The organism is Rhizobium sp. BK112, assembly GCF_014193215.1.
GTDB lineage: Bacteria > Pseudomonadota > Alphaproteobacteria > Rhizobiales > Rhizobiaceae > Rhizobium > Rhizobium anhuiense.
The window spans coordinates 396,503-423,038 of record NZ_JACHYZ010000001.1 but is presented as its reverse complement, the minus strand read 5'-3'; the positions used below and the strand labels follow the sequence as shown (position 1 = coordinate 423,038).

General features: G+C 61.3%; 29 protein-coding genes. 18 read left to right on the top strand and 11 right to left on the bottom strand.

Annotation, left to right across the window (positions count from 1 at the left end):
* Positions 1-39 precede the first annotated feature (39 nt).
* From FHT75_RS01980 to FHT75_RS01955, 6 genes are all read left to right on the top strand, one after another.
* A complete protein-coding gene (locus FHT75_RS01980) occupies positions 40-930 on the top strand; it encodes a DMT family transporter (protein WP_063474695.1) in 891 nt (296 codons plus the stop codon).
* Between the two features lie 486 nt (positions 931-1,416).
* Complete coding sequence (locus FHT75_RS01975; protein WP_003561293.1) at positions 1,417-1,632, top strand: cold-shock protein; 216 nt, start codon at positions 1,417-1,419, stop codon at positions 1,630-1,632.
* 139 nt (positions 1,633-1,771) lie between these two features.
* Positions 1,772-2,221 (top strand): BA14K family protein, encoded by a 450-nt coding sequence (locus tag FHT75_RS01970; RefSeq protein WP_174824439.1) that lies wholly within the window; start codon positions 1,772-1,774, stop codon positions 2,219-2,221.
* A 244-nt stretch (positions 2,222-2,465) separates the two neighbouring features.
* A complete protein-coding gene (locus FHT75_RS01965) occupies positions 2,466-3,434 on the top strand; it encodes an aliphatic sulfonate ABC transporter substrate-binding protein (protein WP_047611186.1) in 969 nt (322 codons plus the stop codon).
* A 19-nt stretch (positions 3,435-3,453) separates the two neighbouring features.
* Entirely contained in the window at positions 3,454-4,296 is an 843-nt protein-coding gene (locus FHT75_RS01960) for an ABC transporter permease (RefSeq protein ID WP_047611189.1), read from the top strand.
* 4 nt (positions 4,297-4,300) lie between these two features.
* Positions 4,301-5,038: an ABC transporter ATP-binding protein gene (locus tag FHT75_RS01955; RefSeq protein ID WP_047611192.1), complete on the top strand. Its 738-nt coding sequence runs from the start codon at positions 4,301-4,303 to the stop codon at positions 5,036-5,038.
* Positions 5,039-5,062: 24 nt separating this feature from the next.
* Here FHT75_RS01955 and FHT75_RS01950 read toward each other — a convergent pair whose 3' ends face one another.
* The 5 genes from FHT75_RS01950 to FHT75_RS01930 form a co-directional block, all read right to left on the bottom strand.
* A complete protein-coding gene (locus tag FHT75_RS01950; RefSeq protein ID WP_063474541.1) occupies positions 5,063-6,439 on the bottom strand; it encodes an ATP-binding protein in 1,377 nt (458 codons plus the stop codon).
* A gap of 24 nt (positions 6,440-6,463) precedes the next feature.
* Positions 6,464-7,165, bottom strand: a complete 702-nt coding sequence (locus FHT75_RS01945) for a response regulator (protein WP_018073989.1) — start codon at positions 7,163-7,165, stop codon at positions 6,464-6,466.
* Entirely contained in the window at positions 7,166-7,657 is a 492-nt protein-coding gene (locus tag FHT75_RS01940) for a MarR family winged helix-turn-helix transcriptional regulator (protein WP_047611199.1), read from the bottom strand.
* A 621-nt stretch (positions 7,658-8,278) separates the two neighbouring features.
* Positions 8,279-8,548, bottom strand: coding sequence for a hypothetical protein (locus FHT75_RS01935; protein WP_047611201.1), 270 nt, complete (start codon positions 8,546-8,548; stop codon positions 8,279-8,281).
* Positions 8,549-8,732: 184 nt separating this feature from the next.
* A complete protein-coding gene (locus FHT75_RS01930) occupies positions 8,733-9,350 on the bottom strand; it encodes a DUF1236 domain-containing protein (RefSeq protein ID WP_047611204.1) in 618 nt (205 codons plus the stop codon).
* Positions 9,351-9,638: 288 nt separating this feature from the next.
* Between FHT75_RS01930 and FHT75_RS01925 the strand changes: the two genes are divergently transcribed.
* Positions 9,639-10,283 (top strand): MBL fold metallo-hydrolase, encoded by a 645-nt coding sequence (locus tag FHT75_RS01925; RefSeq protein WP_047611207.1) that lies wholly within the window; start codon positions 9,639-9,641, stop codon positions 10,281-10,283.
* Positions 10,284-10,322: 39 nt separating this feature from the next.
* Here FHT75_RS01925 and FHT75_RS01920 read toward each other — a convergent pair whose 3' ends face one another.
* The 4 genes from FHT75_RS01920 to FHT75_RS01905 form a co-directional block, all read right to left on the bottom strand.
* A complete protein-coding gene (locus FHT75_RS01920; RefSeq protein ID WP_063474537.1) occupies positions 10,323-10,664 on the bottom strand; it encodes a tRNA-binding protein in 342 nt (113 codons plus the stop codon).
* A gap of 10 nt (positions 10,665-10,674) precedes the next feature.
* A complete protein-coding gene (gene proC, locus FHT75_RS01915) occupies positions 10,675-11,502 on the bottom strand; it encodes a pyrroline-5-carboxylate reductase (RefSeq protein ID WP_063474536.1) in 828 nt (275 codons plus the stop codon).
* Between the two features lies 1 nt (position 11,503).
* Positions 11,504-12,004: a YbjN domain-containing protein gene (locus FHT75_RS01910; protein WP_003541709.1), complete on the bottom strand. Its 501-nt coding sequence runs from the start codon at positions 12,002-12,004 to the stop codon at positions 11,504-11,506.
* A 389-nt stretch (positions 12,005-12,393) separates the two neighbouring features.
* Complete coding sequence (locus FHT75_RS01905; RefSeq protein WP_063474535.1) at positions 12,394-12,654, bottom strand: accessory factor UbiK family protein; 261 nt, start codon at positions 12,652-12,654, stop codon at positions 12,394-12,396.
* Between the two features lie 201 nt (positions 12,655-12,855).
* Between FHT75_RS01905 and lgt the strand changes: the two genes are divergently transcribed.
* From lgt to FHT75_RS01875, 6 genes are all read left to right on the top strand, one after another.
* Positions 12,856-13,704, top strand: coding sequence for a prolipoprotein diacylglyceryl transferase (gene lgt, locus FHT75_RS01900; RefSeq protein ID WP_063474534.1), 849 nt, complete (start codon positions 12,856-12,858; stop codon positions 13,702-13,704).
* Between the two features lie 18 nt (positions 13,705-13,722).
* Positions 13,723-14,823 carry a class I SAM-dependent methyltransferase gene (locus FHT75_RS01895; RefSeq protein WP_063474533.1) on the top strand — a complete coding sequence of 367 codons (1,101 nt, stop codon included), beginning with the start codon at positions 13,723-13,725 and terminating at the stop codon, positions 14,821-14,823.
* 111 nt (positions 14,824-14,934) lie between these two features.
* A complete protein-coding gene (pgeF, locus tag FHT75_RS01890) occupies positions 14,935-15,729 on the top strand; it encodes a peptidoglycan editing factor PgeF (RefSeq protein ID WP_047611227.1) in 795 nt (264 codons plus the stop codon).
* 5 nt (positions 15,730-15,734) lie between these two features.
* A complete protein-coding gene (locus tag FHT75_RS01885) occupies positions 15,735-16,886 on the top strand; it encodes a M24 family metallopeptidase (RefSeq protein ID WP_047611230.1) in 1,152 nt (383 codons plus the stop codon).
* A 91-nt stretch (positions 16,887-16,977) separates the two neighbouring features.
* Positions 16,978-17,799 carry a hypothetical protein gene (locus tag FHT75_RS01880; protein ID WP_047611232.1) on the top strand — a complete coding sequence of 274 codons (822 nt, stop codon included), beginning with the start codon at positions 16,978-16,980 and terminating at the stop codon, positions 17,797-17,799.
* A gap of 105 nt (positions 17,800-17,904) precedes the next feature.
* Positions 17,905-18,837, top strand: coding sequence for a ribose-phosphate pyrophosphokinase (locus FHT75_RS01875; RefSeq protein ID WP_047611235.1), 933 nt, complete (start codon positions 17,905-17,907; stop codon positions 18,835-18,837).
* A gap of 258 nt (positions 18,838-19,095) precedes the next feature.
* On the opposite strand, the gene FHT75_RS01870 is transcribed toward FHT75_RS01875, so the two are convergent.
* Entirely contained in the window at positions 19,096-20,646 is a 1,551-nt protein-coding gene (locus FHT75_RS01870) for a hypothetical protein (RefSeq protein ID WP_063474532.1), read from the bottom strand.
* 348 nt (positions 20,647-20,994) lie between these two features.
* On the opposite strand from FHT75_RS01870, the gene FHT75_RS01865 reads away from it, so the two are divergent.
* The 5 genes from FHT75_RS01865 to FHT75_RS01845 all read left to right on the top strand — a co-directional run bounded on the left by FHT75_RS01865 (position 20,995) and on the right by FHT75_RS01845 (position 26,168).
* Positions 20,995-21,603 carry a 50S ribosomal protein L25/general stress protein Ctc gene (locus FHT75_RS01865; protein ID WP_047611239.1) on the top strand — a complete coding sequence of 203 codons (609 nt, stop codon included), beginning with the start codon at positions 20,995-20,997 and terminating at the stop codon, positions 21,601-21,603.
* 186 nt (positions 21,604-21,789) lie between these two features.
* Complete coding sequence (locus tag FHT75_RS01860; protein ID WP_063474531.1) at positions 21,790-24,141, top strand: putative bifunctional diguanylate cyclase/phosphodiesterase; 2,352 nt, start codon at positions 21,790-21,792, stop codon at positions 24,139-24,141.
* Positions 24,142-24,165: 24 nt separating this feature from the next.
* Positions 24,166-24,879, top strand: a complete 714-nt coding sequence (locus FHT75_RS01855; protein WP_047611786.1) for a substrate-binding periplasmic protein — start codon at positions 24,166-24,168, stop codon at positions 24,877-24,879.
* An 87-nt stretch (positions 24,880-24,966) separates the two neighbouring features.
* The gene (pth, locus tag FHT75_RS01850) at positions 24,967-25,698 is read left to right on the top strand and encodes an aminoacyl-tRNA hydrolase (protein ID WP_063474530.1); all 732 of its coding nucleotides are present in this window, start codon (positions 24,967-24,969) and stop codon (positions 25,696-25,698) included.
* Positions 25,695-26,168 carry a GNAT family N-acetyltransferase gene (locus FHT75_RS01845; protein ID WP_063474529.1) on the top strand — a complete coding sequence of 158 codons (474 nt, stop codon included), beginning with the start codon at positions 25,695-25,697 and terminating at the stop codon, positions 26,166-26,168. Before pth ends, FHT75_RS01845 begins: the two co-directional genes overlap by 4 nt.
* Before the next feature lie 11 nt (positions 26,169-26,179).
* Here the strand turns inward: FHT75_RS01845 and clpS are convergent, their stop codons facing one another.
* Complete coding sequence (clpS, locus tag FHT75_RS01840) at positions 26,180-26,491, bottom strand: ATP-dependent Clp protease adapter ClpS (protein ID WP_047611252.1); 312 nt, start codon at positions 26,489-26,491, stop codon at positions 26,180-26,182.
* Positions 26,492-26,536: the final 45 nt, after the last annotated feature.

Sequence of the window (26,536 nt, the reverse complement as noted above, 5' to 3'; positions counted from 1 at the left end):
AACCGCTTGACCACACCTCCCTTCCCCATCGAGGACGACATGACGCGCGTTCAGGCGAACCTCCTCCTGTTGCTTGCAGCCGCCATCTGGGGCGGCGGCTTCGTCGCGCAGTCGACGGCGATGAAGGCGATCGGTCCCTTCTGGTTCATCTGCCTGCGTTTTGCCGTCGCCACGCTGGCGGTGCTGCCTTTCGTCCTTTTTGAGGCGCGCAAGGCCAAAGAGAAGACCAGCGCGCGCCATGCGAAGCTCTACATCCTGACCGGCCTTGCCCTTTTCGGCGGTGCAGCCACGCAGCAGGTCGGACTGCAGACGACGACGGTGACGAATTCCAGCTTCATCACCGGCCTCTATGTCGTCTTTGTGCCGCTGATTGCCGTGTTCTTCCTGCGCCGCGCCCCGCATTGGATCATCTGGCCCGGCGCGCTGCTGGCGATCACCGGCATCTACCTCCTGTCCGGTGGCCATCTTTCGGCGCTGACGCCGGGCGATCTGCTGACCGTCGTCTGCGCCGTCTTCTGGGCGATCCAGATCACCCTCGCCGGCACGACCGTTTCGGCGACCGGAAGGCCGCTCGCGCTCTCCGCCGTGCAATTCGCCGTAACCGCGACCTGTGCGCTGGCCGTTGCCGCAGCCGTCGAACCTGTCAGCCTTGCGGCGATTTGGGCGGCGGCGCCGGAGATCCTTTACGTCGGAATTTTCTCCTCTGGCCTGGCTTTCGTCCTGCAGGTGATAGCCCAGCGCTATACGACGCCCTCGCAGGCCGCGATCTTCCTTTCTTCCGAAGCGATCTTCGGCGCATCGCTCGGAGCCCTGCTGCTCGGCGAAACGATGCCGGCGACAGGTTATGCAGGTTGCGCGCTCATGTTGATCGCTATGCTTGTAGTCGAACTCGTCCCTGGATTCGCCCGACGGCGGCTGCCAGCCACGTGAACACGCGTCCAAATATGGGTGAGTCCCACAGCGGAAAAAAATTTACTGGGGGCGGAAAGACGCGTTCACGTTGCATTTTTGGGAAAATCTGCTCGGAACTTATATTGCAGACGATATAAAACGTTAATCATTCCCTATCGGCGAAGGAAATTTTGCGTTTTTGCGCAAATTGTTTATCGGCAGGGGTGTGCCAGGAACGACACGCTAAAAAACTTTTGCTTGCCAAAATCCTTTAAACGCAGCACTCTCAGCGCGTTCGGGCATTTTGCGAGCATGGGAAGTCCTTAAGTATTTGCGCGCCGGGAACGCTAATATTCCGGTCAGCCGGTTCCAAAAATGGCGGGCGAAAGTCCTGCCTGGAACAGGCCGAGGTAGAGGGGACCTTTTTCTCACATTTCAAGAATTGCCTGCCAACACCTCCCGCAAGGAGGCAATGCTATGATGCTGCCCGTGTGGATGGCGGGCAGAGAGAAAAGGACCTGACGCATGGCAGAGACTGGCACTGTAAAATTCTTCAATACCGACAAAGGCTTCGGCTTCATCAAGCCGGACCGGGGCGGCGCCGATATCTTCGTTCACATTTCTGCCGTTCAGGCCTCCGGGCTGGCCGGTCTGACGGAAAACCAGAAGGTAAGCTTCGACACGGAGCCGGATCGCCGCGGCAAGGGCCCGAAGGCCGTCAATCTGCAGATTGCGGGCTGAACCCTTAACGGCTGTCAAATTCGAGTTGAAGCCCGGCAGCAATGCCGGGTTTTGTCGTTCAGCCTTCGTTCAGCTACAAATCGATAGGACTGTCACCATCGAGAAAGGAACCGGCGTTCGGTTCCCTGGATTGGGATTTATGCTTATGAACAGGCTCGCCAAGACTCTTCTGCTGACGGCAACGGCTGCCGCGCTCACTCTCTCCGCCATTGGCGAAGCATCGGCACGCGACCGCCACTGGCGCCATCATGACGGCAACGACGCGCTCGTCGGCGGTGCCGTCGGCCTCGCAACCGGCCTGATCGTCGGTTCGGCCATCGCCAACGCCAATAACGGCCCGGTCTACGAAGAGCGCCGCTACATCGACCCGGCCTACGAGCCGGATTATTATGAGCCCGCTCCGGTCTATCGCGCCCCGCGCCGAGTCTATGCCGAGCAGCCGCAATATTACGAGCCGGTCCGCACGGCGGTGGAACCCTGGTCGCCGCAATGGGAGCGTTACTGCTCTTACCGCTACCGCTCTTTCGATCCGCGCAGCGGCACCTATATCGGCAATGACGGCCGCAGCCATTTCTGCACTGCCGGCTGATTTCGCCATCATCCCTGATGCCAAGCGCCGCTCTTCAGCGGCGCTTTCTTTTTGTCGATCCCTCAACTGGTCCTCTACCGCGTCCGCTTTCTCGACATTGCCCACCCCGCACCATATCCACGTGGCCGGGGAAAAATATTTCTACAAATTCCATAGAAATAGAAGCTATAGGTTTCTCGCCCGTCACCAGTGCTCGTAGGCTATCTCGACCTATCGATGGCAATGGTAAGGAGCGGAATAAGTTATGGGCGTGTTTCGTTCGGCGATGATCGGTGTCGCGGTTGCTTTGGGGCTGGGCCTGTCATCGGCTGGCGCGGCCGATCTTTCAGAAATCAGGATCGACTGGGCGACCTATAATCCCGTCAGTGTTCTTCTGAAGAAGGAAGGCCTGCTGGAAAAGGAATTCGCCAAGGACAATATCAGCATTCGCTGGGTACAATCCGCCGGCTCGAACAAGGCGCTGGAATTCCTGAACGCCGGATCGATCGATTTCGGCTCGACAGCGGGTGCGGCAGCACTGATCGCGCGGGTCAACGGCAATCCGATCAAATCCATTTATGTTTATTCGCGCCCCGAATGGACGGCTCTGGTCACCCGCGCCGATAGTCCGATATCCACCGTCGAGGATCTGAAGGGCAAGACGATCGCGGTGACGCGCGGCACCGATCCGCATGTCTTTCTCGTCCGTGCCTTGGCGGATGCCGGCCTGAAACAATCGGACGTGAAGCTGGTGCTGCTACAGCATGCCGACGGCAAGCTTGCGCTTCTGCGTGGCGATGTCGATGCATGGGCAGGCCTCGATCCGCTGATGGCGGCCGCCGAAGTGGACGACAAGGCGAAGCTCTTCTATCGCAAGCCGGAAAACAACAGCTGGGGCGTGCTCAATACGACCGAGACATTTGCCGCCGAACATCCCGACATCATCAAGCGCGTCGTCGCCGTCTATGAGCAGGCACGGGCCGAGGCGCTGGCCGATCCTGCAGCGCTCAAGGCAGCGCTGGTGGAGGCGGCAAAACTGCCGGACAATGTCATCGCCAAGCAGCTGGAGCGGACGGACCTCTCGCAACCGACGATCGGCGACCTGCAGCGCGACACGATCTCGAAAGCGGGTATCGCCTTGCAAAGCGCCGGCGTCCTGCCCGCCGACGTCGACATTGCCAAAGTCACGAACGAACTGATCGACGACCGTTTTGCCGTGGGGAAAACCCAGTGACAGAGCATCGATCATCGCTATGACGGACTTGGCCGAAACCGGTATCAAGACGGAAACAAGGACGCCGCGCCCGGTCGCGGCTTCGATCTTTTATGGCGTGAGCAACCGGATGGCGGTGGCCGTTCTGCTGCCTGCGCTCGGCCTCTTGTTCTGGGAGATTGCGGTCGCGGCCGGCTGGTTCTCAGGCCGTCTCATGCCGCCACCATCCAGGGTCGCAGCGACGCTATGGGCGCTCTTGAGGTCCGGCGAATTGCTCGACCATATCGGCATCACCACCGTCCGGGTATTCTTCGGATTTGCGATCGGCGCCGCCACGGCCACGATCGCCGGCGCCATAACGGGATATTTCGGTCTCGCCCGCCGACTGATCGATCCGTCGCTTCAGGCGCTCCGCTCCATCCCGTCGATCGCCTGGGTGCCGCTCTTCATTCTCTGGTTCGGGATCTTCGAGACATCGAAAGTGGCGCTGATCGCCGTCGGGGTGTTTTTTCCGATCTATCTCGGCATCTCCGGCGCGATCCTGTCGGTTGATCGCAAGATTGTCGAGGTCGGCCGCATCTTCCGGCTTTCCGGTTTCGCACTGGTGCGGCGGGTCATGCTGCCTGCGGTCTTTCCAGCCTATGTGACTGCCTTGCGATCCGGCCTCGGCCTCGGTTGGATGTTCGTCGTCGCAGCGGAATTCATGGGCGCTTCGGAGGGCCTCGGCTATCTCCTCGTTGATGGCCAGCAAATGGGCAAGCCGGACCAGATCATGGCTGCCATCATCACCTTCGCGGTCGTCGGCAAGTTGACGGACAGCCTGTTGCTTGCGGCGACGGCACCCTTCCTGACCTGGCAGGATAGTTACAGGCGGGAGGGATGAGCCGATGCTGACGCTGCGAAACTTGGAAAAAACCTATGCGAATGGGGTGCGCGCACTGGAGGGCTTTTCGCTCGGGCTGGCTCCGGGAGAAATCGTCGCCGTCATCGGCGGATCCGGTTGCGGCAAGAGCACGTTGCTGCGATTGATCAGCGGTCTCGACATTCCCACGCAGGGAACGGTCGAGCTGAATGGCGAACAGGTCACCAAGCCGCATCCGCTGATCAATCTCATCTTTCAGGAGCCACGCCTCTTCCCCTGGCTGAGTGTCGCAAACAATGTCGGCTTCGGCCTCGCCGAGCTCGAAGGTGATGACCGCCGGCAACGGGTGGAGGCCGCATTGGAAAAGGTCGGCCTGGGGAAATTGGGCGGACGCTGGCCGAAGGAGTTGTCCGGCGGCCAGGCCCAGAGAGTGGCAATCGCTCGCGCACTGATTACCCGACCGGAAGTGCTGCTGCTGGATGAGCCTTTCTCGGCCCTCGATGCTTTCACGCGCGCCGATCTGCAGGATCACCTGCTCGACATATGGGCCGAAACGCGCCCAACGCTCGTGCTGGTGACGCATGATATCGACGAGGCGCTCGTCCTTGCCGACCGGATTATCGTGATGCGACCGTGGCCGGGGCGCATTCTCGAGGAGATCCGCATCGATCTGCCGAGGAAGCGCGATCGGGCATCGGCCTCGTTCGAGACCGCGAAAAGACAGCTGCTCATGTCGCTTAACGTCTCGCTGCAGCCCAATTGATCCAGCTCATTTGATGCAGGCCTGTTAGGCTGGGATGCGGATCGTTGCCCTTAGTCCACCAAGCGGGCTGTCGCTCAGCGTGACGTTGCCACCATGGCTGCGGGCAATGTCGCGGGCAATCGCAAGCCCGAGCCCGGTCCCCGATGCGTCGAGATTGCGCGCCGTATCCAGCCGGAAGAATGGTTTGAACACGTCCTCACGATTCTTTTCGGGAATGCCCGGCCCGTCATCGTCGAAGATGACCGTCAGCCATTTGGCATTGTGCTTGGCCTCGATGTCGAGGCGGTCGGCATAACGGCGCGCGTTCGAGGCAAGGTTGGTCACGAGACGCATGAAGGCGTTCGGCCGGACCGATATGTCGTCATCGCCTTCGATCGAATAGCTGAATTTTTTGCCGTGCAGGGCGAAATCGGATTCCAGCTTCGCAAAGATCTCGCTGAGTTTCAGCTCGCCGACATCCTCTTCGACCTCGCCGCGGGCGAAGGCCATGTAGGCCTCCAGCATAGTCTGCATATCGTTGACGTCGTCATTCAGCCCGTGCAGGTCGGGATTGTCTCCGGCGAGCGCCAATTGCAGCTTGAAGCGGGTGAGGATGGTTCGCAGATCATGGCTGACGCCGGAGAGCATCGCGGTGCGCTGCTCGATCTGCCGCTCGATCCGCTCGCGCATCAGGATGAAGGCAAGGCCGGCGCGCCTGACCTCGTCGGCCCCGCGCGGATAGAAATTATCGGGTTTCTGCCCCTTGCCGAAGCTTTCGGCCGCTCGCGCCAGCATCAGGATCGGCCGGATCTGCCCGCGCAGGAAAAGGATCGAGATGCCGATCAGCACCAGCGACGTACCGACCATCCAGACGATGAAGATATGGGTGTTCGAGGCATAGGTCTGACTGCGCTTGGTCAGCACCCGCAAGATCTTGTTTTCCAGCTTGATGCGGATCTCGACGAGGTTCGAATTGCCGACCGTGTCGATCCAGAAAGGCCGGTGGATCTCGTCGGTGATCTCGTCGCTGAGGATGCCGTCGAGGATCGAGAAGAACGGCTTGACGCGCGGCGGCGGCAGGTCGCCATCCGGCTCGATCGAGATCTGCAGGCTGAGCTGGTCGCGGGCGATGCGGATGATCTCGCTGTAGTCCGAATTCTGCGGATAGGTCTCGATGATCTCGATGATCGCGGCAATGTCGCGGGTGACGGCAAGCGACAGCCGCTCGGTCACCATCTGCCAGTGGCGCTCCATGAAGACGGCCGCGACGACGGATTGCAGGAGCACCATCGGAATGATGATGATCAGCAGCGAGCGCGCGTAAAGTCCGGTCGGCAGCCGGCGGCGCAGCCAGCGGACGATCCAGCGCCAACCCTGCGCAGGAGTGCGGTCTTCCCGCCGCAAGCTGTCGATCGTCACCATCAGCGCCGGTCCCGAACCTTGAGTTTAGTCGATGCTCAGCCTGTATCCGATGCCGCGCACCGTCTGCAGCCAGACCGGATTGGCGGGATCGTCCTCGATCTTGCGCCGCAGCCGGTTGATCTGCACGTCGATCGTCCGCTCGCCGACTTCGGTGTCGTTGCCGATCAGTTCGTGGCGCGGGATCGTGTCGCCGGCGCGCCGTGCAAAGAGCAGCATGATCTCCTGCTCGCGGTCGGTGAGCCGGATCACCTCGCTGGCCTTCTTCAGCTCCTTGCGGGTCAGCGAGAAGGTGTAGGGGCCGAACATCACCTGTTCGATCTTCGGTCCCTCGCCGCCGGCATTTCGGCGCAAGATGTTGTTGATGCGCAGCACCAGTTCGCGTGGGTCGAAGGGCTTGGAAAGATAATCGTCGGCGCCTGCCTCGAGGCCTTCGATGCGATTGCCCGATTCCGCCAGCGCCGTCAGCATGATGATCGGTACGTTCTTGATGGCGCGAAGCCCCCGGGTGACGTCGATGCCGGATTCGCCGGGCATCATCACATCCATGATGATCAGGTCGAAATCGAGACCGGTGAGCTTGCGCTGCGCCTCGGCGCCATCGGCAGCGACGGTGACGCGGAAGCCGTTCTCGGCGAGATAACGATTGAGCAGCGCCCGGATGCGGGAGTCGTCATCGACCACCAGCAAATGCGCCGCATCGTCTGAAATACCTGTCTTGACCGCCATTCACTCCGCCCTCTGTCTGTCCCGCATCCCTCTGAGGAAAGCTTTTACGCCCTCCCGCACCTCCGCAGAAGCCCCTTCGAATGCCCGCTCAATGCGGCGCGATTGCGGCTCGGCAAGGGCAAGCGCCAGCTCTCGTCCCGATTTCGTCGGATAGAGCTTGCGCTGTCGCCGGTCTTCGGGGCCTGCGACCTGGCGAATATAGCCTGAATCGATCAGCTGTTTCAGCACCCTTGCGAGGCTCTGCTTGGTGATCTTCAGCGTATCGAGAAGATCGGCGACCGTCATGCCGGGATTGCGGTTGACGAAATGCACGACGCGGTGATGCGCCCGGCCGAAACCGCTCTTTTCTAGGATGGCGTCGGGATCGGAAACGAAGTCGCGATAGGCGAAGAAGAACAACTCGATGATCTCGAAATCTATAATATCGGTATCTTCCATCGGCGTGGCCAGCGGCTCTGGTTTGCCTGCTTTCGGGCCGGTCTGTCGTGACACTCGGCATTTCCTTTCTGTTTCCGCGCATAGGGAAACCTTCGCGAGGATATGTCAGCTTTATTGACATAAATTTGAATCGCGGCCAGCTTCCCCGAACTCTGCGGGAGCCCCGCACGGCCTCTCATGTCCCTGGCATTTCTGGAAACCAAGGCCGTCCGGCACACCGACGCAATACGCGAGTTCCCCTTCCGTCTGTGGATAAAACGTAATGGGGACAACAATCAACAGGCATGGCGCCCGCGGCGACCGTCGAGCTCCCGAAGCGCCAGGGGTTTAGGCATGCCTCGGTCCAATTGCCTGGCGCGAGACAGCAAGATGATGAACGTTTCGGCGCAGGCCAATCGCATCAACCGGAAGTTACCCCGGTTTCGGAAAGCGGTCCGTATCGCTTCACGCCGTCGATGATCTCCGAAGCGCTGACGAACGACTGTATGAAGGAGGTCTATCCGGCCGCAGTCGCCGCCGGATAAGAGCCTCACGCGATCGGTCCGGCCACTGCATAATTCCTCAAATCGGAACCGATTTAAGGATAAAATTACGCAGCCATTCAACGTGCTCCAGCAGCCTTTCCGCGTCCCAAAACAGGCGCGGCGCTGTCGGTAAACGTCTGCCGGGCCTTCTTTACCTGTGCGCCCGTGCCATGACCAGTCCGGCGAGCGTCGAGAGAATACCGCCGCCGATCAGGCCGCCGATGCCGTCGGCGAGCAGGCCGGTCATAGCCGCTTCCCCGCCGACCATGCTGAGCAGCATGCCGCCGCCGACGCCGCCGATCGCGCCTGCGATCGTACGAGCGACGACATTGATCGCGTGCTGCTTCAAAGCGGCGCTCGCGGCATTGCCGCCGATTGCACCGGCTATCAATTGTGTGATGAGCGGAAGTAGCGCTTCCATGATTTCCTCCTCTGGCGATCTCCCCGATCGCCGATCCATGCCGAACCTTCGGCATATTAGGATTTTATCATATTTCGGAAGACAGCGTTAAGAAAATCAACCGATGCGGGATTAAGGCAGGGAGAACTGCCCTGGAACGAGGCGGCCCGACGTTCCGCCTCGCCTCAGTTCTTGCCGATTCACGTCATTGATAGACGTAGACGATCCGGCGCGTACCGGGATCGACCAGCACCGGCCGGTCGTTGATCCTCGTATAGCGGTACTCATAGTCGGGGATCGTCTGGAAGGTGACATCGGCAGGCACTTCCGCGCCGACGACGACATCGCCGCCAAGTCGCACCGTCTCACCCGGATTGGTGTCGATATAGGTGCGAACCGTCTCCGGCGGAGTGATGGTCTCGACCGACCCGACGGGGCCGAGCAGTTCGTCGCCCGGCGCCGGCTGCGGCTCGGCCGGAACGACGCTTGCGGTCGACTCGTAGGTGACGGCGGGAACGCCGATCTCGGCACGATGCTCCTCGACGATAACGCGGCTGCCGCCATGATCGACCTGCAGATAATCGGCATAGACCCAGCCGCGCATGCCGTTGACGTCGACACGGCACCATCGGCTGCCTTCGATGCAGCCGTCGAGGACTGCGGTGGAGCCGCGGGTGGCAAGACCGACCGAGGGATATTGCGGGCCGGGGCCAGCGCGGACGTTGAGATCATCGACCGTCGTCGCCATCATCTCCGCCTGCGCAAGACCGGCGCTCGCTATCAGCACCGCGCCTGCCAGCAGAATGTTTCTCTTTAAGGTCATGTGAGCGTCTCCTTGGTTTCGATGGGCTGACAACGTGCGGGGTTCCACGATGTTCCCATGCGCTCAGCCCGGCGGAACATCGCCTCTATGAGAATTCCTGCAAGTGCCTTGAAAAATTGAATAAAACCCGATTTCTTCGCCTGATGACGATGACAAAAGCAGGTATAAACTCTTGTTGCAGTCTGTCTTTTTGCCGTGAGGCCGACCGTAAATGGGAGAAGATTCCGGCTGTCCTCGCCGTGGTTTCGGACTATACCCTGGATATCCGAGACACCAAGCGAGGCACCTATGGGCATGCTCCAGGCCGGCATTATTCCGGTGACACCCTTCCAGCAGAACTGCACGATCTTCTTCGATCCAGATACCAAGGAAGGCGTCGTCATCGATCCGGGCGGCGACGTGCCGCTCATCCTGCAGGCGATCGCGGAAAACGGGTTGACCATCAAGGAAATCTGGCTGACGCATGGCCATCTCGACCATGCGGGCGGCGCCAGCGAACTGAAGGAGGCCCTCGGGGTCGATGTGGTCGGCCCGCATCAGGACGATCTGCCGCTGCTGCAGCGGGTCGAGAGCCAGGCTGCGAAATACGGCATATCAGGATTGCGTAACGTCGTGCCCGACCGCTGGCTGAAGGATGGCGACAAGATCTCCTTCGGCGCCCACGAATTCGAGGTCTATCACACGCCCGGCCATGCCCCCGGCCACGTCATCTATTTCAACCGCGCGCAGAATTTCGCCCATCTCGGCGACGTGCTCTTCAACGGCTCGATCGGCCGCACCGACCTGCCGGGCGGCGATCATCAGCAGCTTCTTGATTCGATCCGCGACAAGGTGCTGCCGCTCGGCGACGACGTCGGCTTCATCTGCGGCCACGGTCCCGGCAGCCGCATCGGCGATGAGCGGCGAAGCAATCCGTTTTTGCGGGAAATCTGACCTAGTGGAGAATGGGCGGCGAAGCTGCGCTCCGCCCGCTCACATCATCTTCCGGCCGTTCGGCACCGGCTGCTCGACGGCCGCAAGCACGATCGCGCCGTTCTCGTCCTCGAATCCCAGCGTCAGCACTTCCGAGCGGAACGGCCCGATCTGGCGCGGCGGGAAATTGACGACGCCGAGCACCTGCCGGCCGATCAGGCTTTCCGGCATATAATGCACGGTGATCTGCGCTGAGGATTTCTTCGTGCCGATCTCAGGGCCGAAATCGATCACCAGCTTGATCGCCGGCTTGCGCGCTTCCGGAAAGGGGCTGGCCTCGATGATCGTGCCGACACGAATATCGACACGCTCGAAATCGGCATAGGTGATCTCTTCGGCCATGTCGTCTCCGTCAGCCGGCCAGTTCCTCGGCCCGCTTGCGCGCCGCCGCGAGTGCCGCGTCGAACAGAGGCTGCATGCCGTCCTCTGCCATCAGCACGGCGAGCGCCGCCGCCGTCGTGCCGCCGGGAGAGGTCACATTCTCGCGCAGCCGCGAAGCGCCGTCGGGGGACTGGTGCAAAAGTTCACCAGCCCCCGCGACTGTTTCCCGCGCAAGACGCATGGCGAGGTCCGCCTGCAGACCGAGTTTACGGCCTGCCTCCGCCATACATTCGACGAGATAGAAGACATAGGCCGGACCACTGCCCGAAAGCGCCGTCACGGCATCGATATCGGCTTCCGCGGGCACCCACTCGACAGGCCCCGAGACGCGCAGAAGGGAATGGACGCGCTCACGCTGCTGATCGCTGACCCCTGAATTGGCAAAGGCGCCGGTGACGCCGCGCCCAACCATAGCGGGCGTGTTCGGCATGGCGCGCACCATGGCGGCTTTACCCAGATGCTTCTCGAGGAAACCGAGCGTCTTGCCGGCCGCGACCGAGACGACGACCGTGTCCGGCCCGATCGCACTCTTCACCGTCGGCAGCACCGTCTCCATCACCTGTGGCTTGACCGCGAGGAACAGCACGCTTGCCTTCAAATCCGCCGGGAGCGCGGTCACATGGGTGGCGCCAGCTTCGTTGATCGTCGCCAGCATCGCCGGCGACGGACCGGGATCGACGACAATGACGGCCGAGCCCGGGACGCCGCTTTTCAGCCAGCCCGATAGCATCGCCCCGCCCATGTTTCCGGCGCCGATCAAAAGGACGGGATTTGTCGAGGAGAAACGCTTCGTCGGCATCTTATGCCTCGCCGACTGTTTCGAACAGCACGGCTTCCATCGCCTTCGTCGCTTCCATGCCGGACCAGACGACGAACTGGAATGCCTGGAAATAGGCTTCGCAGGTATCGAGCGCGCTGGAAAGCAGCACCTCCACCTGACGGTTGGTGGGCTCTGCACCGCCGGCGAGCAGCAGCGACTGGCGGAAAATGACGACATCTTCCTGGCGCCAGAGATCGAAATGACCCATCAGCACCTGCCCGTTGATCGCCGAGAGCAGCTTGACCACCTCGTTGACCCTGATGTCGGGAACTTTGATATCGAAGGCGCAGCCAAGGTGCAGCGCCTCGAACTCCTCCATCCAGGAGAAGGAGACGTGATAGTCCGTCCAGCGACCCTCGACCGTCATCGCGATCTCGTCCTCGCCGGACCGTTCAAACGACCAGTCGTTGTTGGAGGCAACGTACTCGATCATATCGACCGGGTTCGACTGACGCTCGACTTCCAATTCCATCAGGTTCATGCAGCACCTTCTTGACCGGAACGAATGCGACTTAACTTGGTGTACGAACACAAGAAAGACACACGCAAATACCGGAAACCACCACTCGGATGATCGTTGAACCGCTGCCAGACTTAACGCAGATAACCTGCCCGGAGCTTACCAAGTCGCTTCGAATCATCATTTAAAATCAGTGTATAGCGCCCCTTGCCCCCTGCCAGCCCCCCGAACGGAAAATAGGACCGGCCACTGTGGAAAGGCTCTTCGAAATTCAATTCAGAAGGGAGAATAAGCGACTCTGCGAATTGGCTTTTTTGGCAGTGTCCACAGGTGGAAAACTCACCTGAATTTTTTGTGACAGATGCGGCATCTGCCAGGAAGACGTGCCGCACCTGCGTCATATCGGGACTTCAGTGCCCTTCGCCGGCAAGCTTCGCCTCGAGTGCCGCGACGCGGGCGGCGAGCGCCTCGTTCTCGTCGCGTGCCTTGATCGCCATCTCGCGCACGGCCTCGAACTCCTCGCGCTTAACGACGTCCATACTGTTCAGCCAACGCTCGGCCTGGGCGTTGAACGCGGTTTCGATCTCCTTGCGGACGCCCTGGGCGGCACCGGCCGCATCGGTCATCAGCTTGGCGAATTCGTCCATGATGCGGTTCGTTCCGGTCGTCATGGCGTTTTTCTCCCTTCGCATGAGGTGAATTCAGCCCTTCGGGGCCTCGAGGATTGAGGTAGGGCTTCACCATCGACGATGCAAGCGCTTTGCACGGGATAGGCCTCGGGAAGCGGCCGCAAACGGGCCATCACGAACAATGGACTTGACCGTCCGGGATCGCAGCGGCATGTTCCGCGCAACCAAACAGGTGGGAAAACCTTGCCGACAGCAGCCAATCTCCTTGCCATCATGCCTTTCCCGGATATCGATCCGATCGCCTTTTCGATCGGTCCGGTGGCGATTCACTGGTATGGTCTTGCCTATGTCGCCGGCATCCTGCTCGGCTGGGCCTATGCGCGCCGCCTCGCCGCCAATGACAGTCTCTGGCCCGGCAACGTCTCGCCGATATCAAGGACGCAGCTCGACGATTTCATCGTCTGGGCAGCGCTTGGCGTCGTCCTCGGCGGCCGTCTCGGCTATATCTTCTTCTATGATCTCCCTGCCGTCCTGCGCAGTCCCGTCCGCGCGCTCGAGATCTGGAACGGCGGCATGTCCTTCCATGGCGGCCTGACCGGCACGACGATCGCCATGATCCTCTTTGCCCGCCGCAACGCCATCCCGATCTGGAGCCTGTTCGACATCGTCGCTGCTGTCGTTCCCTTCGGGCTGTTTTTCGGCCGCATCGCCAATTTCATCAATGGCGAGCTCTGGGGCCGGTTGACCGACGTGCCCTGGGCCGTGGTCTTCCCGACCGGCGGCCCGTTCGCCCGCCATCCGAGCCAGCTTTACGAAGCCGGCCTCGAAGGCATCGTTCTGCTGCTGGTGCTGGCCGCCCTCGTCTATTTCATGCGGGCGCTGAAAAGCCCCGGTTTCATCACGGGTGTCTTTGTCTGCGGTTATGCGTTGTCGCGCATTTTCGTCGAATTCTTCCGCGAGCCTGACGCCCAGATCGGTTACCTCATCGGCACGAACTGGCTGACCATGGGCATGGTGCTCTCTTTCCCGATGATCCTGCTTGGCCTCTGGGCGATGCTGCGGGCCCGCCGCCAGGCTGCGCTGCAGCTCTGAAACGGCAGGACGCGCGACATGACCACCGCTCTAGGCGAAAAGATCAAGGCGATCATCCAGGCGAACGGCCCGATCAGCGTCACCGATTATTTCTCGCTGTGCCTCGCCGATCCCGAACACGGCTATTACCGCACCCGCGAGCCCTTCGGCCGTTCCGGCGACTTCGTCACCGCGCCCGAGGTCAGCCAGATTTTCGGCGAGATGATCGGCGTCTTCATCGTCCATGCGTGGCAGCGTCACGGCACGCCGGCCGACGTCCGCCTCGTCGAGATCGGCCCTGGCCGCGGCACGATGATGGCAGACATGCTGCGCGTCATCTCCCGCATCGCTCCACCGCTTTTCGACGCCATGACCGTGCATCTCGTCGAAACCAGTGAGCGCCTGCGCGACGTCCAGAGCCAGACGCTCGAACCCCACGGCGAGAAGATTTCCTGGCACGATGGCTTCGACGAAGTACCATCAGGCTTCACCTTGATTGCCGCCAACGAACTCTTCGACGCCATCCCGATCCGCCAGTTCGTCCGCATGCCGACGGGTTTCCGCGAACGCATGGTCGGCATCGACGCCGATGGCGAACTGACCTTCGCCGCCGGCGTCGCCGGCCTCGATCCCGCGCTTCTTCCCGAACCGGTGCAGAACGTGCCGGTCGGTACGCTCTTCGAGATCTCGCCGGCCCGCCAGGCGGTGATGATGGCGATCTGCGAGCGGCTGCGCGCCTTCGGCGGCACGGCGCTCGCGATCGACTACGGTCATCTCGTCACCGGCTTCGGCGATACGCTGCAAGCCGTGCGCATGCATGAATTCGACCCGCCGCTCGCCCATCCCGGTGAAGCCGATCTGACGAGCCATGTCGACTTCCAGCAGCTCGCCGAAACGGCGCTTGCGGCCGGCGTCCATCTGAACGGCGCCCTGCATCAGGGTGATTTTCTGACCGGCCTCGGCATCCTCGAGCGCGCGGCCGCCCTCGGCCGCGACCGCGAGCAGCAAACCCAGCAGATCATCCAGACGGCGGTCGAAAGGCTCGCCGGCGCCGGTGAAGGCCGGATGGGCGAACTCTTCAAGGTAATGGCGGTCTCCCATCCCGCCGTCGATCTCATGCCCTTTCGCCCGGTGGATTGACAGGGCGCACGCGGCTGGTTCAACATCCCAGCGCAACAAGAACTTGAAGCGCGCCGCATATGCGATGCGCTTGGGATAATAACAAACCCCTTAAAAACCCCGGAATCACAGATGCAGGACGCGGCCTCTCCCGCACCGATCGAAAGCACGCTGCTGAACGAAGCGGCGGGCAGCACCATCCGCCACGGTTATTTCACTCGGGCCGGCGGCGTTTCCGAAGGGCTGTATCGCGGCCTCAATGTCGGCCTCAGCTCCAGCGACGAACGCGACAAGGTCCTGGAAAACCGCCGCCGTGTCGCCGCCTGGTTCGACCTGCCGGTCGAACGGCTGGCAACCGTGCATCAGGTTCATTCCCCCGATGTCGTGACGATCCGCGCCAATTACGACGGTGCCCGCCCCGACGCCGATGCGATGGTGACGGCGGCCCCCGGCATTGCGCTTGGCGTGCTCGCCGCCGATTGCGGGCCGATCCTTTTCGCCGACCCCGACAACCGCGTCATCGGCGCCGCCCATGCCGGGTGGAAGGGCGTGCTGACGGGCGTGCTCGAAAATACCATCGCCGCCATGGAGGCGCTGGGTGCGGACCGCGGCAGCATCGTCGCCTGCCTTGGCCCCTCGATCAGCCAGGCAAGTTATGAAGTCGGTCCCGAGTTCGTCGAGCGTTTCGTCGCCGAGAACCCGGATGACGATCGCTTCTTCGTGCCTTCCGCAACATCAGGCCACGCCATGTTCGACCTGCCGGGGCTGACCGTCGATCGGCTGACGAAAGCCGGCGTGCGCGCCGAAAGTCTCGGCCTGTGCACCTATCCGGACAGCGAGCGCTTCTTTTCCTATCGCAGAACGACACATCGCAAGGAGCCGGATTACGGCCGCCAGATTTCCGCGATATCAATCAGGGAGACTTGAGCAGAATGGCACTGCACTTCGAAAAGGCTGAATTCGCAAGCCGGCTTGCGCGCCTCACCGAGAAGATGAAGGAAGAAAAGCTCGACGCCCTGCTGCTCTTCGCCCAGGAAAGCATGTACTGGCTGACCGGCTACGACACCTTCGGCTACTGCTTCTTCCAGACGCTGGTCGTCAAGAGCGACGGCACCATGGCGCTGATCACCCGCTCGGCCGATCTTCGCCAGGCCAGGCACACCTCGATCCTCGAGGACATCCATATCTGGGTCGACCGGGTCAATGCCGATCCGACGCTCGACCTGAAGAACCTGCTGGTCGAGATGGATCTGCTCGGCACCCGCATCGGCGTCGAATATGATACGCACGGCATGACCGGCCGCGTCGCCCGCCTGCTTGACGCGCAACTGACCACCTTCGGCCAGATCGTCGACGCCTCCTACCTCGTCAGCCGCCTGCGCCTGATCAAGAGCCCGACCGAGGTCGCCTATGTCGAGCGCGCCGCCGTTCTGGCCGACGATGCGCTCGATGCCGCAATCCGGTTGACGAAGCCCGGCGCCGACGAGGCCGATATCCTCGCCGCCATGCAGGGCGCGATCTTTTCCGGCGGCGGCGACTATCCCGCCAACGAGTTCATCATCGGTTCCGGCGCCGACGCCCTGCTCTGCCGCTACAAGGCCGGCCGCCGCAAGCTCGACGCCAACGACCAGCTGACGCTCGAATGGGCCGGCGCCTATGCGCATTACCACGCCGCCATGATGCGCACGATCGTCGTCGGCGAGCCGACGCACCGCCATCGCGAGCTTTACAACGCCTGCCGCGAGACCATCGAGGCGATTGAGACCGTGCTGAAGCCCGGCCATACCTTCGGCGATGTCTTCGACATGCATGCCAGGATCATCGATGAGCGCGGCCTGGCTCGCCACCGGCTGAATGCCTGTGGTTATTCGCTCGGCGCCCGCTTCTCGCCGTCCTGGATGGAGCACCAGATGTTCCATGTCGGCAATCCGCAGCCGATCGAGCCGAACATGTCGCTCTTCGTGCATATGATCATCGCCGATTCCGACACGGGCACGGCGATGACGCTCGGCCAGACCTATCTGACGACAGCGGATGCACCGCGCCCGCTGTCCCGGCATCCGCTCGACTTCATCGGCCTCTGACCGGTGAGAATCCGGAATTGACAGACGACCATCCCCGCCCGCATAAATTCGGGTGGGGCTGATTGCAATTGTGGGAAGGACGGATCAAGGGATGACGCGAGCTGCGATTGTGCCCACGCTCCTGTTCGTCACAGCTCTGCTGACCGCTTGCAATACCACCGATGCACTGACGCCGCAGGTCGATATCGGCGATTCCTCCGGGGCGACATCGTCGAGCCCGGTGTCGCAGAGCGAAGCCGAGCGTTTGGCGGGTACCCGCCAGCCGGGTTTCGCGGCAAGTGCGCAGCAGGGCGGCTACCATCCAGCCTACAATCAGTCGCAGCAGGCCTATCGGCCCGGCAGCGGCGCGCCGCCGACGACGATGCAGCAGCAGGCAGACGCCCTGTCGCGGAGCGGCTCCTCGCCGGCCGCCTCTACTCCGATCGAGGGGCAATCGCTGCCACCGGCGGCGGCCAATGGCGGGCTTCCCGCACAGCCGGCTCAGCCGGCCGAGGCGCAACAGCCACAGCAGACCGCGGCCCTGCCGCCCAGTTCTTCCTCCGGCCGCGGCAATACCGTACGCTTCCTGCCGATCATCGGCGCGCCGGTGCAGGCCGTGACCCCGCTCTCACGTCAGCTCGGCGCCGAGGCGCGCGCGCACGGCCTTTCCATCAAGAGCTCGACCGATGCGAGCAGCGATTACATCCTCAAGGGCTATCTCTCAGCCTTCAGCGACGACGGCAAGGTCACAGTGGTCTATGTCTGGGACATTCTCGACAGCGCCGGCGGTCGCCTGCACCGCATCCAGGGGCAGGAAAGCGTGCCGGCGGCCGCGGCCGATCCCTGGGCAGGCGTTCCCGCCTCGGTCATGCAGCAGATCGCCTCGAAAACCATCGCGGAATTCTCCTCCTGGCGACAGACTCAGGGCGGTTAGTCACAAACTTTTTGCAAATATGAAAGCCTGTGGCACCTTTGCCCTTGCATTCATCGGGAAGCTGACTAAAAAGCGCGGCTATCAGCGCATAACAGGCGGACCAAAATGAAGGTTTTCGCAGGCAATTCGAACCGGCAACTCGCCGAAGCGATCTGCACCTATCTCAATGTTCCCTTGGGGAGAGCCAGCGTCCGAAGGTTTGCCGATCAGGAAATCTTTGTGGAAATCCAGGAAAATGTCCGCGGTGAGGACGTTTTCCTCGTGCAGCCGACTGCCTTCCCGGCCAACGACCACCTGATGGAACTGCTGATCATGATCGATGCGATGCGTCGTTCGTCAGCCCGTCGCATCACTGCCGTGCTTCCCTATTTCGGTTATGCGCGTCAGGACCGCCGCGCTTCCGGCCGTACGCCGATCTCCGCCAAGCTGGTGGCAAACCTGATCACCGAAGCCGGCGCCGACCGCGTCATGACGCTCGATCTCCACGCAGGTCAGATCCAGGGCTTCTTCGATATACCCACAGACAACCTCTTTGCGCTGCCGGTGCTGACCCGCGACATCAAGAGTCACTATGATCTCAGCAACGTCGTGGTCGTCTCGCCTGACGTCGGCGGCGTGGTTCGCGCCCGCGCGCTCGCCAAACGGCTGGACTGTCTTCTGGCCATCGTCGACAAGCGTCGCGATCGGCCGGGTGAATCCGAAGTCATGAACATCATCGGCGACATTGCCGGCAAGGACTGCCTGCTGATCGACGACATCGTCGATTCCGGCGGAACGCTCTGCAACGCGGCCGACGCGATGCTGGCCAAGGGCGCATCCAGCGTCACCGCCTATATCACCCACGGCGTTCTCTCGGGCGGCGCAGTCACCCGCGTGACCTCCTCGAAGCTGCGCGAACTCGTCATCACGGATTCGATCCAGCCGACCACCGCCGTGCTCTCGGCCCACAATATCCGCATCGTGACGACGGCGCCGCTGATCGGCGAAGCCATCAGCCGAACGGCCCAGGAAGAGTCCGTCTCCAGCCTCTTCGATTGACCGGCCGCTTCAATAAAAAAGAGCCGGCATCGACCGGCTCTTTTTAATTTCTGCATCAGATGGACCAAGCTATTGCCGGGCAGGCCCTCCGAGCCGCGTCAACTGCTGGCCGTTGATCGTCGCGGAGCCGCCTTCGTTGACAGCGAAAGCCCAGAATAAATCGTCGTCCCGATCGTTGGCCTCGGTGAAGCGTGTGACTTAAAACAAAGAGGCCGGCACAAGGCCGGCCTCTTCATGTCTGATCCCAATTGATAACGCTCAAGGCTGCTGCGGCGGCGCAGGTACCGCATCCTGACCCTGATCCGGTTCCTGCTCCTGATCTGGCTCCAGCCCTTGATCTTGATCCTGATCCGGACCATCCGGCCCCTTGATCTGCTGGCCGTTGACGGCGACCGCACCATCGCGGCTGACACTGATGTCCCACCGCGAGCGTCCATCCGCATCGGTCTTGGCGAAGCCCTTCACCATCATGATGCCGAAGGAGACCTGGTTGAGATCGGGATCGGTCTTGGCAAGCTCCTGAACTGCGGCGATCGTCTTGTCGAGATCGCGGGCGAGGATCGTCGCCTCCATCGAATAGTCCTTCTGGGTATCGACGCGCCCCTCGATCTTGCCCGTCATGTCGATGTCATAGACATCCGACTTGGCGCTGATCTTCGGAAACTCGACGGTGAGCCGACCATCGCGGAAGAGCTTCTTGCCCATCTCCTCACCGCTCGTCTCCGGCGCCTTCTCATTGAAATCCATCGCCATCAAGGCGTCGCCGAAACTTGCGAAGTCTAGATTCGGCATGGCGAGCTGCAGATCGAAGCTGGTCGGCAGGAAAGGCGAATAGCTTGCCGGCATCAGCGGGCTGTCGAAGCTGAGCTCCTGCGCATTCATGCCGAAGCCGAAGCGCATCGCGTTGGTCGGCCCATCGATGGCGACGTTATAACCGAAGGCCTTGACGCCGCCGCTGCCCACCTGGGTGCTGACGGTCAAATTGTTGACCCCGATCGTCTCGCTGAACGAGGCCAGAAGCGGGAAGGCTTCCTTGAGGATTCCCTTGATCCTGTCGCTGTTTTCGGGGCTCAACTCCTTCTCCTCGACATGATCGAGAATGAAGAAGACCATCTCGCGGATCTGCTTCGCCGGCAGGCCGTTCACCTTGGCCTCGACATCGACCGAGTCGGCACGGATTTCAACGGGCGGCATTTGCGCGCCGGAAATCTGCTCGACGAAAGCCGACATCGAACCGCTGCCCGTAAGATCGATACGCCCGTTGCCGCCTGCGCTGTCCGTCGAACTCAGCTTTTGATCCATGCTGGCGATGCTGGCGCTGACTTCCTCAGTCTCGGACTTGCTGGTGAGCTTGATGTCCTTGGCCGTAGAAGTGGCGGAGCGCAGATAGCTAATCGCAGGATCGAAGACGCCGCTGTAAACAAGCGATGCGATAGAATAGGAGAAATCCGTCGGCTTCTCGTCCTTGCCTTTGAAATGGCCGGAGACGTTGAACTTGTTGTCGCCTTCGATATTCCAAAGCCCGCTATCGAGCGGTGTAGCGAACGTCGAGAACGGCGCCAGCCCGTTGATCGCGAATGTCGCGGGATCGGCCTTGGCAAGCAGCTTCGCCAGATCGTAGATGATCTCGTAGCGCGTGCCTGCCGGATTGACGGTGATCAGGCCGCTCTTTGCCAGATCCTCCGGAAGCAGCTTCGTCAGGGTACCTTTGAGCGCGTCGGCGCCGCCCTGATTGATCTCGACACCCTGGGCCGTAGTGACAAGGCAAAGTGCCAGCAAGCTCGTTGCCGTGACAAGTTTAAGACGCATAGTCCGATTTCTCCTCAGCCGCTTTTTGAATGCGGCATCCAAAGAGGTGAAGCGTGCCGATGTCAACCTCGGCCGCAGCGGGAATGCTGAATTTTGCCGCTTGCTGGACCGGGAATACGATCGCTGCGAAGTCGGCTGCGGTTTCGGCTTGCCGAAGCGCGTATTTCGCCGGAAAACAGCCTGAAACCGCAACTTGCGTTTCCGATCGACTTATAATATAGGCCACCGGTCCGCGTAGACACCCTTGGAGGCAACGCGGATGAGGTTGGGTTATACCCGCCTCCGGTTCGACGGAGCAAGGCATTGCCCGCCCGCCGAACTCTCCAAATAACCTCGAAAGGAATAGCCATGAGCCAGGAAACTTACGAGCTCAAGGCCGAGGCGCGCGAACGGGTTGGTAAGGGGTCCGCCCGTGAACTTCGCCGCAACGGTTTGATTCCCGCTGTCATCTATGGTGACAAGCAGGCCCCCATTGCCATCGCTCTCAACACCAATGAGGTGACGAAGCGCATTCATGCCGGTGGTTTCATGACCACCGTGGCGACGATCGAAGTCGGCGGCAAGAAGTACAAGGTTCTGCCGAAGGACTATCAGCTCGATCCGGTCCGCGACTTCACGATGCATGTCGATTTCCTGCGCGTCTCCGGTAACACCCAGGTGAGCGTCGAAATCCCGGTTCACTTCGTCAACGAAGCGAAATCCCCGGGCATCAAGGTCGGCGGCGTTCTGAACATCGTTCGCCATGAAGTCGAAGTTCATTGCCCGGCCGATGCGATCCCGGAATTCTTCAATGTCGACCTCAGCGGCAAGAAGATCGGCGACAGCATCCATATTTCGGAAGTCACCCTGCCGAAGGGCGTCACCCCGGTCATCGACCGCGACTTCACGATCGCGACCATCATTGCCCCGGCTGCCGGCATCGACGAGACTGCTGCCGAAGGCGAAGCCGAAGCCTGATCGCTTCGACCAATTTGTAAAGCATATGGCCCGCTTTCCCCTGGAAAGCGGGCTTTTCATTGCCCGGCAACTGCCCCGTTTCAGCAACATTTAACAAATTCGTGAAAGCATGCTTCGTCAGCTGCGAAGAAGCCCGCCTTGACGCGCGACAGGAAATATGGCCGGCCTGGGGGAGTAAACGGAACCATGAACAATTCCGTTGAGAACAGATTTTTTGCGATAGTTTGCGGTGCGCTGCTTGTTTTTGTCGCTCCGCTTTTTGTTCTCTTCCTTTTTCTTTCCTCGGAACGGGCCGATAAGGAAATACGCGACCATATCTCCGTTCTTCTTGTCGCCAATGCCCAGGCGCTGGCCAAACCCCTGTGGGACCTCGATGAGGATAGCGTCACCCAGATCAGCGCGACGGTCGTTTCCCAGGGCGCCATCGTCAAGGTCGAGGTGCGCGATCAGTCAGGCCAGCTTGACGTCAGCCAGTCCACCATTCCGCGCTCCTTCAACGGTCAGCTCGTGCAGGTGTCGCGCGCCATCATCTACAATACCGTCGACGGTCCGAGGAACCTCGGCAGCATCAGCGTTTATTATCCCGCACTCGGGCTGTTTTCCGGCCTGAAGCAGGAAGAGGTCGTCTTCATCTCGATCTTCATTTTCGCCGTGCTGACCGTTTTCGGCACGGCGCTGATCGGCAACCGTTTCTTCGTCATCCAGCCGCTGATGCGGCTGACGGCGGCAATCGAGGCCACCCGCCAGCTGGGCTCCCGCCATCATGTCGACTGGCAGTCGAACGACGAGATGGGACGGTTGGCTCGCAGCTTCAACGAGATGCAGACCAAGCTTGAAAGCGAGGAAAAGGAGCTGAAGTTCGCCCACCGCCGCGCCACCGACATCTACAATCTGACGCCCGCCATGCTCTTCTCGCTCGACGAGGAGGACCGCATCACCGCCGTCAGCGACTACTGGCTGCTGGCCACAGGGTATAACCGTGCCGCCGTCATCGGCCGCAACTTCGCCGATCTCGTCACCTCGACCACCCGCGACAAATTCGGCAAGCGCCGCCTGGCCGAAAGCGGCATGACCGTAACCGTCAAGTTCGTCTGCCTGGACGGCCGCATCATGGACGTCCTCATCATGGAATCGGAGGCGGGAGCCGGCGCTCATGACCGCCTGTCGCTATCGGTCATGACCGATGTGACCGAACTCAAGGCCTCCGAGGACCGCAACCACCGCCAGGCGATCACCGATCACCTGACCGGTCTTCTCAATCGCCAGGGCTTCGAAGCCGTCCTCGATAACAAGATCGCCGACGCCGACGCCGCCGGCCAGGAACTCGCCTGCCTCTTCGTCGATCTCGACCGCTTCAAGTGGATCAACGACAATATGGGCCATGCCGCCGGCGACATGGCGCTGATCGAGCTCGTCGAGCGCCTGAAGACCCATCTTGCCCCTTCCGACGAAGCGGCCCGTCTCGGCGGCGACGAATTTGCCATCCTGCTGCCGGCCAGGGACGCCGAAAAACGCGCCAAGGTGATGTGCGAGCAGATCGCCTCGATCTTCGAAACGCCCTTCGCCCCCGACATGCATCTGAGCGCGTCCATCGGCATCGCCGTCTATCCGCATCATGCCGCAACCGCAGCCGAACTGCTGCAGAAATCCGACATGGCGATGTATGCCAAGAAACGCGACGGCAAGAACGGCGCGCAGCTCTTCGACAACGCCATGCTCGACCGGGCCCGCCGCCGCGCCGAGATCGAGGCCAATATCGAAGCCGGCCTCATCGACAACTGGTTCGAGGCCTTCCTGCAGCCGATCGTCAACCTGAACGGCCGCGGCATTGCCGGTTTCGAGGCGCTGATGCGCCTCAACCATCCGCAGAAGGGTTTGATGCCGCCGGCCGAAATCATCAGCGTCGCCGAGGAAACGGCAAAGATCGTCAGGGTCGGCAACGTCATCATGGAAAAGGCGATCGCCAACCTCGCGAAGATTTCCCGCATACCGGGCATGCAGGATAGCTATCTCGCCATCAACTTCTCACCGCTGCAGTTCGACCCGGCGCTGCCGGCCCGTCTTGCCGCCATCGTCGGACGCCACGGCATCCGCCCCGAGCGCATCGTCGTCGAGATCACCGAAGCCGTGCTGATGCACGACAACCCCGAGATTCGCATGATTGTCACCGAGCTTCGTCGCTTCGGCTGCCGCATCGCGCTCGACGACTTCGGCACCGGCTATTCGTCGCTGAGCTACCTCAACCGTTTCCCCGTCGACATCATCAAGATCGACCAGTCCTTCACCCGCGCGATCAACGACGGCGACGACGACGTCCGCCAGAAGAGCCGCATGCTGATCGAAGGCATCACCACGCTTTCCCACAAGATGAACTGCACCGTCATTGCCGAGGGCATCGAGACCGAAGAGGAATGCCGCACGCTCCATCAGATGGGGCTTGACTACGGCCAGGGCTACCTCTTCCATCGTCCGCAGCATGCAACCGCGCTCATCGAGCAACTGGTAGGCTCACAATCGGCCGTGGCACGCGCCTCGTGAATGAAGAACGAAGGAGATGATATGATGAAAAAGCTCCTGCTTCTCGCATGCCTGGCGCTGCCCTGCGCCGCCCATGCGCAAACCGTGACCTTCACGACTGAGGACTATGCCCCCTTCAATTATCGCGAAGGCAAGGAGATCAAGGGCGCCACCGTCGAGCAGGTCGAAAAGGTGATGGCCGCGATCGGCGTCGACTACACGATCGAGATCATGCCCTGGGCGCGCGCTTTCGGCCTTGCCCGCACAGCGCCGATGACCTGTGTCTTCGCAACCGCCCACAACGGCGCACGCGACCCGCTGTTCAAATGGGTCGAGCCGCTGCTCATCGACCGCAACATCCTGATCACCCGCAAGGGCTCGGGCGTCATCGCCAACAATCTGGAAGAGGCAAAGAAATATACGGTCGGCACTCAGCGTGAGGATTACACCGAGACGATCCTGAAAGAGAAAGGCTTCACCAAGCTCGATGTCGCCAGCGACTTCAACGCGACGCTGCGCAAGCTGCTCGGCGGACGCATCGACATGATGCCGATCTCCGAACTCTATTTCGAAAAGCTGAAGGCCGACCAGCCGGTGGAGATGGTGACCGTGCTCTCCGCCCAGCCGATGAGCATCGCCTGCGAGAAGAGCTTTCCGGACGATCTGCTCGTCAAGATGCAAGCTGCCCTCGACAAGCTGATCGCCGATGGCGACCAGAAGCAGATCTTCCTGAAATACGGCATGAATCTGTCGCAGTGACTGCGACGGATACTGCCCTTTCCGCTTGACTTTGCGGTCATTTACAGGTGGTGAACGGCGGGAAATTCTAGCAAGGAAAAACAGACCATGCTGATCATCGCGGGTCTCGGCAATCCTGGCGGCAAATACGCCGGCAACCGCCACAATATCGGCTTCATGGCCGTCGACGCCATTCATCGGCGCCACAGCTTCTCGCCCTGGTCGAAGAAATTCAGGGCCGAGATCGCCGAGGGCGAGATCGGCGGCGAGAAGGTGCTGCTGATCAAGCCGCAGACCTTCATGAATCTCTCCGGCGAATCCGTCGGCGAGGCGATGCGCTTCTACAAGCTCCAGCCCGCCGACCTCGTCGCGATCTACGACGAACTCGATCTTCCCCCGGGCAAGGCGCGGCTTAAGACCGGCGGCGGCCATGGCGGCCATAACGGCATCAGGTCGCTGGACGCCCATTGCGGCCGGGAGTACCGGCGGCTGCGCCTCGGCATCGGCCATCCGGGCGTCAAGGAAATGGTGCAGAACCACGTGCTCGGCGATTTCGCCAAGGCCGACAAGGTCTGGCTGGAGCCGCTTCTCGACACCCTCGCCGACAATGCCGACATGCTGGTGCGAAACGAGGATTCGCAGCTGATGAACAAGATCGCGCTGGCGCTCGGCGGCAAGGCCGAGGAAGAGAAGCCGCGGAAGGAAAACAAGAATACCGAAAAGAAGCCGACCGGCCAGTCGCATATCCATCAGGCCCGCAACCACAATCAGCCGAAGTTGCCGGCCAGCGGCCCGATGGCCGACATGTTGAAGAAGATGTTCGGCAACAAGGGAGAATGAGGCCGGTGCCGGTTCACGACCAGGACCAGGATTTCGCCATCCGCCCGGCCGCCGTCGGCGATCTTCCCGGGCTGATCACCCTCTACCAGCATTTGAACTCGACCGATCCGGTTCTCGACAAGGCCATGGCCGAAGAGCGCTTCTCCGCCATCCTCGCCCAACCCGGCATGACTCTCTTCATCGGCTTTGCCGGCGATCTCGCTGCGGCCACCGTCACGCTGATCGTCGTGCCGAACCTGACGCGGAACGGCGCCTCCTATGCCCTGATTGAAAACGTCGTCACCCACGCCGATCACCGTCGGCGCGGTTATGCCGGCGCCGTCATCGGCCATGCCGTGACGGAGGCCTGGAAAGCTGGCTGCTACAAGGTGATGCTGCTCACCGGCTCGAAAAACCCGGCGACCCTGCGCTTCTACGAGAATTGCGGCTTCGTGCAGGACAAGACCGGCTATCAGATCCGCAGCACCTGAATCCGCAGCATCTATTCTTCCGGCTCCGTTGTGAACATCAGCGGAAAGCCCATGCCCTTGGCAAGGTCGATGCCCTCCTTGGCTTTGGTCTCGGCGATATCCCTGGCGCAGACCACGACCACGCAGGAACCGAGCTTGTGCGCTGTTATCATCACCCGGTAGCCCGTCTCCTCGCTCATGCGGAACACGGCCTTCAAGATCACGATGACGAATTCGCGCGGCGTATAGTCGTCATTAACGAGAATGACCTTGTAGAGCTTCGGCTTATCCAGCTTCGGCCTCACCTTGGTCTTCGGTTTCAGGGCAATGTCATTGTCACTCATCGGAAAAATCCAGCCGTTGATGACATGGGGTCAGGAATGTTCAAA

What these genes read in the sequence shown, in the direction of transcription:
- FHT75_RS01980 (WP_063474695.1), top strand. Translation starts at nt 40, where the DNA reads ATGACGCGCGTTCAGGCGAACCTCCTCCTGTTGCTTGCAGCCGCCATC.
- FHT75_RS01975 (WP_003561293.1), top strand. Translation starts at nt 1,417, where the DNA reads ATGGCAGAGACTGGCACTGTAAAATTCTTCAATACCGACAAAGGCTTC.
- FHT75_RS01970 (WP_174824439.1), top strand. Translation starts at nt 1,772, where the DNA reads ATGCTTATGAACAGGCTCGCCAAGACTCTTCTGCTGACGGCAACGGCT.
- FHT75_RS01965 (WP_047611186.1), top strand. Translation starts at nt 2,466, where the DNA reads ATGGGCGTGTTTCGTTCGGCGATGATCGGTGTCGCGGTTGCTTTGGGG.
- FHT75_RS01960 (WP_047611189.1), top strand. Translation starts at nt 3,454, where the DNA reads ATGACGGACTTGGCCGAAACCGGTATCAAGACGGAAACAAGGACGCCG.
- FHT75_RS01955 (WP_047611192.1), top strand. Translation starts at nt 4,301, where the DNA reads ATGCTGACGCTGCGAAACTTGGAAAAAACCTATGCGAATGGGGTGCGC.
- FHT75_RS01950 (WP_063474541.1), bottom strand. Translation starts at nt 6,439, where the DNA reads ATGGTGACGATCGACAGCTTGCGGCGGGAAGACCGCACTCCTGCGCAG.
- FHT75_RS01945 (WP_018073989.1), bottom strand. Translation starts at nt 7,165, where the DNA reads ATGGCGGTCAAGACAGGTATTTCAGACGATGCGGCGCATTTGCTGGTG.
- FHT75_RS01935 (WP_047611201.1), bottom strand. Translation starts at nt 8,548, where the DNA reads ATGGAAGCGCTACTTCCGCTCATCACACAATTGATAGCCGGTGCAATC.
- FHT75_RS01930 (WP_047611204.1), bottom strand. Translation starts at nt 9,350, where the DNA reads ATGACCTTAAAGAGAAACATTCTGCTGGCAGGCGCGGTGCTGATAGCG.
- FHT75_RS01925 (WP_047611207.1), top strand. Translation starts at nt 9,639, where the DNA reads ATGGGCATGCTCCAGGCCGGCATTATTCCGGTGACACCCTTCCAGCAG.
- FHT75_RS01920 (WP_063474537.1), bottom strand. Translation starts at nt 10,664, where the DNA reads ATGGCCGAAGAGATCACCTATGCCGATTTCGAGCGTGTCGATATTCGT.
- proC (WP_063474536.1), bottom strand. Translation starts at nt 11,502, where the DNA reads ATGCCGACGAAGCGTTTCTCCTCGACAAATCCCGTCCTTTTGATCGGC.
- FHT75_RS01910 (WP_003541709.1), bottom strand. Translation starts at nt 12,004, where the DNA reads ATGAACCTGATGGAATTGGAAGTCGAGCGTCAGTCGAACCCGGTCGAT.
- FHT75_RS01905 (WP_063474535.1), bottom strand. Translation starts at nt 12,654, where the DNA reads ATGACGACCGGAACGAACCGCATCATGGACGAATTCGCCAAGCTGATG.
- FHT75_RS01895 (WP_063474533.1), top strand. Translation starts at nt 13,723, where the DNA reads ATGACCACCGCTCTAGGCGAAAAGATCAAGGCGATCATCCAGGCGAAC.
- pgeF (WP_047611227.1), top strand. Translation starts at nt 14,935, where the DNA reads ATGCAGGACGCGGCCTCTCCCGCACCGATCGAAAGCACGCTGCTGAAC.
- FHT75_RS01885 (WP_047611230.1), top strand. Translation starts at nt 15,735, where the DNA reads ATGGCACTGCACTTCGAAAAGGCTGAATTCGCAAGCCGGCTTGCGCGC.
- FHT75_RS01880 (WP_047611232.1), top strand. Translation starts at nt 16,978, where the DNA reads ATGACGCGAGCTGCGATTGTGCCCACGCTCCTGTTCGTCACAGCTCTG.
- FHT75_RS01875 (WP_047611235.1), top strand. Translation starts at nt 17,905, where the DNA reads ATGAAGGTTTTCGCAGGCAATTCGAACCGGCAACTCGCCGAAGCGATC.
- FHT75_RS01870 (WP_063474532.1), bottom strand. Translation starts at nt 20,646, where the DNA reads ATGCGTCTTAAACTTGTCACGGCAACGAGCTTGCTGGCACTTTGCCTT.
- FHT75_RS01865 (WP_047611239.1), top strand. Translation starts at nt 20,995, where the DNA reads ATGAGCCAGGAAACTTACGAGCTCAAGGCCGAGGCGCGCGAACGGGTT.
- FHT75_RS01860 (WP_063474531.1), top strand. Translation starts at nt 21,790, where the DNA reads ATGAACAATTCCGTTGAGAACAGATTTTTTGCGATAGTTTGCGGTGCG.
- FHT75_RS01855 (WP_047611786.1), top strand. Translation starts at nt 24,166, where the DNA reads ATGAAAAAGCTCCTGCTTCTCGCATGCCTGGCGCTGCCCTGCGCCGCC.
- pth (WP_063474530.1), top strand. Translation starts at nt 24,967, where the DNA reads ATGCTGATCATCGCGGGTCTCGGCAATCCTGGCGGCAAATACGCCGGC.
- FHT75_RS01845 (WP_063474529.1), top strand. Translation starts at nt 25,695, where the DNA reads ATGAGGCCGGTGCCGGTTCACGACCAGGACCAGGATTTCGCCATCCGC.
- clpS (WP_047611252.1), bottom strand. Translation starts at nt 26,491, where the DNA reads ATGAGTGACAATGACATTGCCCTGAAACCGAAGACCAAGGTGAGGCCG.